Here is an 8,803-nt window from a genome sequence, read left to right on the forward strand (position 1 = left end):
CAGCGGCGGGCCGCGGTGGACACGGCGCGCAGCGGGCTGGAAGGGACGAACGGGGGCATATTGCCGGGAGCCGCGGCGCGAGCACTGTGGACCGCGGAGTGCGGCGTGCGCGCCACGCAGATGCAGTACCTGAACACGCGCGCCGACTTCGCCCGGATCGAGGGGCACCTGACCAGCGACTCCGACGGAACTCCGCTCCCGGCCGGCGTGCGGGCGCGCCTGCACCGGAGCGTCACCTGCCTCGTGATCGTGGATCTGTTCACGCAGCGGACTTCCTCCCCCACGCTGCGGGCGGCGCTTGCGGCGACCCCTCGCCCGCCGGGCGCGGACGCGCTGCGCACGCTGGCGGCGCGGTCGCGCCGGGAGATCGATGCCGCCCCCGGCTCCGCCATCCGCAAGGCGCTGCTGGTGGACCACTTCCGCTACGTTTTTGACCAGGCGACGAGGGGGCGGGACGTGCAGCCCATCGTGGACAGGGCGAACCAGGTGCTGGCCGACGGATGCCCGCCTCCCTGAGAGCGTGTTGAGAAACACGCTTGTGGTAGCGCCTCGGCCTGTGAGTGTCATTCTGAGGGAGGCGCCGGCGGGGCCGATCCGGTGCTCCAACTCTGGCGCCGACTGAAGAATCCCGCCCCACGGCAGCCGACGCACGACAGGCTGCGTGGCGCGCTCCCGACCCGCGTACGCCGCGAGGAGGCCGGGGGAAGTCGCGCCGGGCAGCGGCCACACGGATGCTTCGGTCCGGGATCCTTCCGTCGCACAGGCTCTGGCGTGAGTGGACGGCTCAGTGCGCTGCTCCTTCAGGATGACACTCACGCGCCGAAGCGGCAGGAAAGTGGGTTTCTCAACCCCCCCTGAGGTGTTGCTCAGAAAGCCCCCGTCGTCACAGGCGAGCGGCGACGGCGTAGTCTCTTCTGCGCCGTGGACTGCAGCGAGCCGAAAGGATCCTGCCACATCGCTGGCCACGAGCACGGTGCCCAAGTCTGATCCGTACCTGCGCGCTCCGGATGCTCCCCACAGAACGGGCCGGGAGGCGATCACCGCCTCCCGGCCCGTTCTGCGCCACCGCGCGGTCAGACGTGCGCGGGGGCCTTCAGGGCGGCGCGCAGGTTGTGCGCGGCCTGCTTCACCGCCTTGTTGGCGTCGCCCACCACGGCGCCCATCCCAAAGAACTCGTGCGTCACGCCGTTGTGCATGTGGTGAATCACGGGCACCCCGGCCGCGCGCAGCCCTTCCGCCAGCCGCTCGCCGTCGCTGCGCAGCGGATCGATCTCCGCGTTGATGATGGTGACCGGCGGCAGCCCGCGCAGGTCCGCATCCACCAGCGAGATGAGCGGGTGCAGCGCCTTGTCGGACGAACCCGCGTAGTGGTTCAGGAACCACTGCATCATGGGGCGGTTGAGCGGCTTGGCGTCCGCGTTCTCCAGGTACGACGGCGAGTCCGTGCGCCCGCTGGCGATGGGGTACACGGCCAGCACGTGCAGCGGCAGCGGCAGCCCGTTGTCGCGCGCCAGGATGGCGGTGGCGAGCGCCAGGTTGCCGCCCGCGCTCTCGCCCGCGACCGCCACGCGCTCGGCGTCGCCGCCCAGCTCCGCCGCGTTCTGCAGCACCCAGTGGTACGCGGCGAACGCGTCCTGGTGGGCGGCGGGAAAGCGGTTCTCCGGCGCCTTGCGGTACTCCACCGAGACCACGATGGCGTCCGTGGCGTTGGTCAGCGCGCGCGCCGAGCTGTCGTAGGTGTCATTGGTCGCGATCACCCAGCCGCCGCCGTGCGTGTAGACGATGACGGGAAAGGGCCCGCGGCCTTCCGGCGTGTAGATGCGCACGGGGATGTCGCCGCCGGGGCCGGGAATGGTGCGCTCCACCACGCGCCCCACGGGCTCCGGCTCCGTGCTCTTGCCGTGCTTGCGCAGCAGCGCCACCACGGCCTCGGCCGGGGTGGGCTGGCGGCGCGCTTCTTCGGGCGTGAGCGTTTCAATCGGCTTGCCGCCCATGCTTTCCAGGTGGCGCAGCACGTGGCGCATCTGCCGGTTGGCGCGCGCCATGGTCGCGTCGCCCTCGTCCGACGGGGAGCGGCCGGTGAGCCGGGTGCGGACGGCGTCGTCCACGCGCCCCAGCACGCCGGAGCGGGAAAGCAGCCACGCGCCCGCCGCGATGGCGCCCACGGTCATCAGCGACTGCAGGGGATGCTGCGCGGTGCGGGTGTAGGCGCTCGTCCGCATCACGTGGCCGCCGTAGTCGCCGCGCTCGTTGCCGGAGATGGAGGGCGCGTACAGGGCCTCGTTGCGGCGCTTGCTCCCCGGCTCGGCGCGCTGCTGCTCCCACGCCACGCTGCTCACGTACGCGTCGTACGCGCGGGGCGATATCTCCTGCATGATCTCCATCTGCCGCGCGGCGCCGCCCACCAGCACCTCGCGCTGCGGCCGGCGCGCGCAGTCCAGAATGGCGCGGGCCACCACGCGGGGCGAGTAGACGGGCGGCGGAACGTCGGGGTCGGCGCCCTCCAGATGGCTGTGCGCGTGCTCGGTGTACGGCGTGTCGATGGCCGCGGGGCGAATGAGGGTGACGGCGACGGGCGCGCCGTGGTGCCCCAGTTCCTGCCGCAGCGCGTCGGTAAAGCCCTTGACCGCGTGCTTGCTGGCCGCGTAGTGCCCCTGCAGCGGCATGGCCGCGGTGGACAGGACGCTCCCCACGTTGATGAGGGCGCCGCCGTGGCGCCGCAGGTGGGGCAGCGCGGCCAGCGAGCCGTTCACCACGCCGAAGTAGTTGGTCTCGAACAGCCTGCGCACGTCGTTCACAGGGGTGCGCTCGATCTCGCCGTAGATGCTGACGCCCGCGTTGTTCACCCAGGTGTCGATGCCGCCGAAGGCGTTCACGGCCACCTCGGCCAGGTCGCGCATGGCGGCGGTGTCGGCCACGTCGCAGGCGTGCCAGGCCACCTGTCCGCCGGCGGCGCGCAGCTCGGCGGCGATGGCGGAGAGCGCACGCGGGTTGCGGGAGGTGAGGACCACGCGGGCGCCCTTGCGCACGGCCATGCGCGCCGTGGCGAGCCCGATCCCGCTGTCGGCGCCCGTGATGACGATGACCTGCTGCTTGAGCGGCTTCAGCTTCAATCTCATCCAAACTCCTTTGAGTCCAAGGTCTGTCCGAAGCGGGCGGTCCCCTGCGCAAGCGGCGCGCCTTGAATGAGGAAGCACAGAAGACCTTATCTCCAACAGAGGCACGGAGACACAGAGGAGGAAAAACGAAGAGGAATACCCTTTGTCTCTGTGTCTCCCCGTCTCTGCCTGACCCCCTTCTGTTGCAGTTCCCCTATTCCCTATTCCCTATTCCCTATTCCCTGACTTCTTCTGGTATGCGAGGTGCTTACGGACTGTTGCCGCAGAGTCGCGCACCAGACACACAGGAGACCCCGGGATGAGGCGCAGGGCAGGCGCCGCCGGCGCGGAGGATTCGCTGGAGGAGCTGATCCGGGGCAGGATCGTCGCGGGGATCCACGTGGGCCGCCTGAGCGCGGGCGACCGCTTGCCCAGCTACCGCGAGGTGGCCGACGAGGTGGGCTCGGACCTGCGCGCCGTCGCGCGGGCGTACGCGGCGCTGGAGCGGAAGGGACTGGTGCAGGTGCGTGGCCGCTCCGGCGTGTTCGTGGCGCCGCAGGAGCGCGTGGGCGGGCGCGTGCTCGCCGACACCGCCGGGTGGTTCGTGGACGTGCTGCGCGAGGCGTGGCACCGTCGCATTCCCGCGGCCAGCCTGTCCGCCTTTGCGCGGGAGTGCACGGCGGCGCGGGTGGTCAGGTGCGCCTTTCTGGAATCCACCGTGGACCAGGTGGAGTCCATTGGCGCGGAGCTGCGCGACGACTTCGGCTTCGAGGTGTGCTCCTGCACCGCCGAGCACTTCGGCTCCCGCTCCGCGCAGGGCGGGCCGCCGCGCGAGGCGCGCGGCGCGGACTTCATCGCCACCACCGCCTTCCACGCGGCGGAACTGCACGAGGCCGCCGCGCAACTGGGCGTGCCCCTGGTCGTCATCTGCATCAACCCGCAGTTCATCCGCGAGGTGCAGCGGACGCTGTCACAGGGCGGATTGACGGTGGTGTGCGTGGACCCGCTCTTTGCCGAGCGCATCCGGCTGGTGGCGGGAGAGGTGTGCACGGAAGGGCTGCGCACGGTGCTGGCGGCGGACCGGGGGGCGGTAGAGGCACTGGACCTGTCCCGCCCCGTGCTGGTGAGCGTGGCCGCGCGCCGGCTGCTGCACGGGATGGATCTGCCGCGCTCCTTTCCCGACCAGCCCATGATCTCGCCCGAGTCCGCCCGCGAACTGCACGCCCTGCTGGTGCGCTTCAACCTGGAAGTCGTCCGCGGCCCGGCGGACTGAGCCGGTTGGCCTGACACCCAGAGTCCGGAGCGTGGTCGCGCGCACCGGTGATCGGGATCGTCGTCCGATCGCTCGACACGATGGTCATCCTCATCGATCGGCTACGCCGTCATCCCGGCGCCGGTGGACCGCGGCGAGTCGGCGAATCCTGCCGCATCCCCGGCCCCGAGACCGCGGCCCGGGTGGCATCCGCGTTCAGCCGCGCATGCTCCGTATCAACCGTGGCAGCAGAGTGCGGCTGCGCCCCGCGGCGCCGTTGGACAGGAACCGCGGCGCGGCACGTTCTGTCGGAGCCAGAACTCCGGCGCGCGGCCAGAATCAGGCTTCTCGACAGCGTGCGAGGGAGCGCCGCGTCCATCCGCGGTCTGGACCTTGCCGGGCAGAGAAGCGTCCGCCATGGTTCGTTTCCCCCGATCGCCGGCCATGAATCTCTCCCATCCGTCGCTGCTGCATGGCTGAACCCAGAGCGGATCCCGCCGTCGCGCTCCCCTTTCCGGACCGCCGCCGCGCGCCCCACCTGCGGGTTTCCGACGAGCGCCTGTACACCCTGCTGGTGGGGAGCGTACGCGACTACGGCATCTTTGCCCTGGATCCCGGCGGCCACATCGCGACCTGGAACGCGGGCGCCGAGGCCATCAAGGGATACCGCGCCGACGAGATCCTGGGCCGGCACTTTTCCATCTTCTATCCCCCCGAAGACCTGGCCGCCGACAAACCCGCGTGGGAGCTGCGCGAGGCCGAGGCGCACGGCCGCTTTGAGGACGAGGGGTGGCGGGTGCGCAAGGACGGCACGCACTTCTGGGCCAACGTGATCATCACCGCGCTGCGCAACGAGCACGGCGAACTGGCCGGGTTCGCCAAGGTGACGCGCGACCTCACCGACCGGCGCCGCAACGAGCAGCGCGCCCTGGCCGACACCCGCCGCCTGGCCGAGGTGGAAGCGGCCAGCCGGGCCAAGACGGAATTCCTGAGCACGCTGAGCCACGAGCTGCGCACCCCGCTGAACGCCATCGGGGGCTACGCGGAGCTGCTGGAGATGGAGGTGCGCGGCCCGGTGAACGAGGGGCAGCAGGAGTTCATCGGCCGCATTCGCGACAGCCAGCGGCACCTGCTGGGGATCATCAACGACCTGCTGAACTACAGCCGCATCGAGAGCGGGCGGGTGGAGTACGAGGTGGGCCCCGTTGCCGTGCGCGAGATCGTGGAGACCGTCATGCCCATGGTGGAGCCCCAGGCCCTTACCCGGGGCCTGTCGCTGCGGGCGCTGCCGTGTTCCCCCGAGCTGGTCGCCAGCGCCGACCGCGGCAAGGCCGAGCAGGTGCTGCTCAACCTGCTTTCCAACGCGGTCAAGTTCACGGGTCCCGGCGGCCGCATCACCGTGGGCTGCGCACCGGTGGCGGACGGCGTCGCCATCACCGTTTCCGACACGGGCGAGGGAATTCCGCCCGAGCGCCTGGGGAGCGTCTTCGAGCCGTTCGTGCAGCTCGGCCGGTCGCTGAGCGAAACGCGGGAGGGCACGGGGCTGGGACTGGCCATCAGCCGCGACCTGGCGCGCGGAATGGGCGGCGAGCTGTCCGCCACCAGCACGCCGGGCGAGGGAAGCGTGTTTACGTTCGTGCTGCCGGGGGTGGGGGGACAGGGAATAGGGAATAGGGAATAGGGAATAGGGAATAGGGAATAGCAGGGCACGCGGCGGGCGGCGGCTTCGGCCCGTCGGCCGCGCGTCGTGGTGGGAACGCGGTCAGCCGCGCGGGGCCAGCAGGGCGGCGAAGTCGGGGCGGCCGCGCAGCGGGGCCAGGTGCGGATCGCGGTGGATGTGGATTTCGTGCGGCATGCCGCCCGCGAACGCGCGGCGCAGCAGGTGCACGGCGCGCTCCGGCTCCCCGCCCGCGACCGCCATCGCCGCCCGCCAGTAGTGCGTGGCTCCGAACAGAAAGTCGCCCCGCGTCCCCTCCAGAAGCGCATCCAGCCGCGCCGCCCCGGCCGCGTCGCCCCGCCGCACCGCGATCACGCCCAGGTACCCGTGGTCCAGGTGTCCGCCCAGGTGCGGGTGCAGCGGCGCGCAGCAGTCGCGCACCGCGACCTCGTCCCCCGCCAGCGCGGCGAACGCGGCCGCGGCGCCGTCCAGGTCGCCCGCGTCGTACCGCGCCCGCGCCGTCGCCCGCATCACCTCCGGCCGGGCGCGCTCGTCCGGCGGCAGCTCCTGGTACCAGCGCAGAGAGCGGGCAAGAAGGTCCGCCGCCGCCTCCGCGTCGTGGCCGTGCGCCAGCAGCTCGTGCGCGGCCTCCCGCATCAGCGCGCCGGTGCGGGGCTCCTGCCGCGACGGCGCGGCGGCGCTCTCGTCCAGGCAGGCCAGCACTCCGGGCACGTCGCCCAGCGCCGCCCGCTCCGTCACCTCCTGCCGCAGCGCCATGGGGTGTCCGGGGAAGAGCCCGCGCGCCCGCAGCGCCGCCTCCAGTTCCCGCTGGTGCTCTCTCAGGCTGTGCAGCACCTGACAGAGGGCAACCCAGTAGAACACCAGCCCTTGCAGCTCCCCGCGCGACGGGTCCATCGCGGAAAGGATGCGCACCGCTTCGCCGGGCCGGTTCAGTCGGCGCGCCTCGTCGGCGACCTGGCACGCGGCGATCGAGCCGGGGGCCAGCTCGGCCTGGCGGCGCACCGCTCCGTACGCGGTGCTCCAGTCGCCCGCCAGCCAGGCGTGGAGCGTTTCCAGGAGCGCCCGCTCGAACGGCCCCGCGTGGCGCACCAGCGGAGCCGCACGCCGCACCATGGCCTCCGCACGCTCCAGCTGGGACAGGTTCCACCACGCGATCGCCGAAACAAGCAGCGCGAGCGCGTACTCGGGGTGACGCTCCAGCGCGCGCCCGAAGTGCCCCAGCGCGCCCGCCCAGTCGCCCTCCACAAAGCGCGACAGCCCCTCCACGTACGCGCTGTGCGCCTCGTAGCTGGGGGCCCTCGCGGCGGCCCGCACGTGCGTGATGCGCGTGTCCAGGTGCAGCGCCAGCGTGGTGCGCACCTCGTCGCGCAGCGCGTCCAGCGCCCGGTGCCGCTCCCCGGCGGGCGCCCGCACGGGGCCGATGCCGCGCACCACCTGCCCGGAGCGCACGTCCGTCACCCATCCGTGCACCACCAGCTCGCCGTCCACCCCGTAGAACGAGCCGGTGACCAGGGTGGCGGCGCCGGCCGCCTCCGCCGCCGCCAGCGCAGCGGCGGACGGGGTCGCGGCCGGGGGATGGTCCGCCGTGTAGTGCACCACGTCCACGGCGTCCACCGCCGCGGCGGCCTGCGCCACCGAGTCGCAGACCAGCCGCCCGAACGTGTCGTGGCCGGCGGACCCGGTCTCGTTCACGAACGGATCGACCCGCACCCGCCGCGGTGCGAGCGCCGCGGCGGGTGCGCCCCGCAGCGAGGCAGCCAGCGCCTCGGTTTCTGCCGAAGGCGCGGCGCCGAAGCCGTCGAGCAGGCGTTCCGCCAGCGCGTCATAGGCGCGAAGGGCGCCCGCGCGGTCGCCGGCGCGGTCGAGCTGCGCCATCAGCCGGCGCACCACGGGCTCGTCGTCGGGAAACAGCTCGGCGGCCCGGCGCGCCACGGCCAGGGCATCCTCCCCGCCGTGCGCGGCGTCGATGCGCCGCAGTGCCGCCGACGCGGCACGTGCGCGCAGGGCGCGGCGCTGGCCCTCCAGCCACTCCCCGAAGGCGGGGGCTCCGTCCACGTGGAACCCCGGGAGGAGGTCGCCACCGTACACGGCCAGCGCGCCATCGTCGTCGCCCCGGGCGGCGAGCCGGACGAAGTCGGCGGCATCGCACCGCACCGCGCCGGGCGCCAGCCCCAGAGTTTCGCCGCGCCTGGCCACGGCGTCCGGTCCCAGCGCGCCGCGCACGCGCAGGACGGCCTGCCGCAGCGACGCGCGCGCCCGCTCGCCGTCGGCGTCGGGCCAGAGCAGGGCCACGAGCGACTCGCGCGGGTGTGCCTCCGGACCCGCGGCCGCCAGGTACACGAGGAGCGCCAGCGGCTTGGGGCGCGCCAGCAGGGCCGCGGCGCCCGGGCCTGCGCCGCGCAACTCCAGCGCGCCGAGAATGCGGAGTTCAGGGGGAGGATTCACGCTGCGTTCACACCGGGGGAGTAGCGTACGGAACCAACCCGTCCGGAGCCCACTTGCACTGGAGAAGCTGACATGACCGCCGTAACGTTGCGCCCGCGCCGCGCGCCCCACAAGGACCCCCGCCCCCGCCGGGCCGCCGCCGCCGTGGTGGGGGCGCTTTGGCTGGCCCTGGCCGCCCCGGCGGGCGCGCAGGCCGGGGCGCCGGACCTGGTGCTGGTGGGGGGCAAGGTCTTCACCGGCGTCCCCTCGCGCCCCTGGGCCGAGGCGGTGGCGGTGCGCGGCGAGCGCATCGTGGCCGTGGGGACCACCGCCGAAGTGGAGCGGCTGGCG

6 protein-coding genes are annotated in these 8,803 nt (G+C 73.0%); 4 read left to right on the plus strand and 2 right to left on the minus strand.

Features of this window, described 5'->3' with window-relative positions; all coding sequences use genetic code 11:
• Window positions 1-516 (plus strand): hypothetical protein (locus VF665_RS05530; protein WP_331052421.1); only part of this gene is annotated, 516 nt, incomplete at its 5' end.
• Window positions 517-1,073: 557 nt separating this feature from the next.
• Here VF665_RS05530 and VF665_RS05535 read toward each other — a convergent pair.
• Window positions 1,074-3,119 carry an SDR family oxidoreductase gene (locus VF665_RS05535; protein WP_331052422.1) on the minus strand — a complete coding sequence of 682 codons (2,046 nt, stop codon included), beginning with the start codon at window positions 3,117-3,119 and terminating at the stop codon, window positions 1,074-1,076.
• Between the two features lie 298 nt (window positions 3,120-3,417).
• Between VF665_RS05535 and VF665_RS05540 the strand changes: the two genes are divergently transcribed.
• Together VF665_RS05540 and VF665_RS05545 are read left to right on the plus strand one after the other, a co-directional pair.
• Complete coding sequence (locus tag VF665_RS05540; protein ID WP_331052423.1) at window positions 3,418-4,371, plus strand: GntR family transcriptional regulator; 954 nt, start codon at window positions 3,418-3,420, stop codon at window positions 4,369-4,371.
• A gap of 451 nt (window positions 4,372-4,822) precedes the next feature.
• Window positions 4,823-6,031 carry a PAS domain-containing sensor histidine kinase gene (locus VF665_RS05545; RefSeq protein WP_331052424.1) on the plus strand — a complete coding sequence of 403 codons (1,209 nt, stop codon included), beginning with the start codon at window positions 4,823-4,825 and terminating at the stop codon, window positions 6,029-6,031.
• 81 nt (window positions 6,032-6,112) lie between these two features.
• Here the strand turns inward: VF665_RS05545 and VF665_RS05550 are convergent, their stop codons facing one another.
• Entirely contained in the window at window positions 6,113-8,473 is a 2,361-nt protein-coding gene (locus tag VF665_RS05550) for a BTAD domain-containing putative transcriptional regulator (RefSeq protein ID WP_331052425.1), read from the minus strand.
• A gap of 72 nt (window positions 8,474-8,545) precedes the next feature.
• On the opposite strand from VF665_RS05550, the gene VF665_RS05555 reads away from it, so the two are divergent.
• Window positions 8,546-8,803, plus strand: a 258-nt coding sequence (locus tag VF665_RS05555) for an imidazolonepropionase-like domain-containing protein (RefSeq protein ID WP_331052426.1), incomplete at its 3' end; no start/stop codon positions are given.

It is taken from the genome of Longimicrobium sp. (assembly GCF_036387355.1).
Taxonomy (GTDB): domain Bacteria; phylum Gemmatimonadota; class Gemmatimonadetes; order Longimicrobiales; family Longimicrobiaceae; genus Longimicrobium.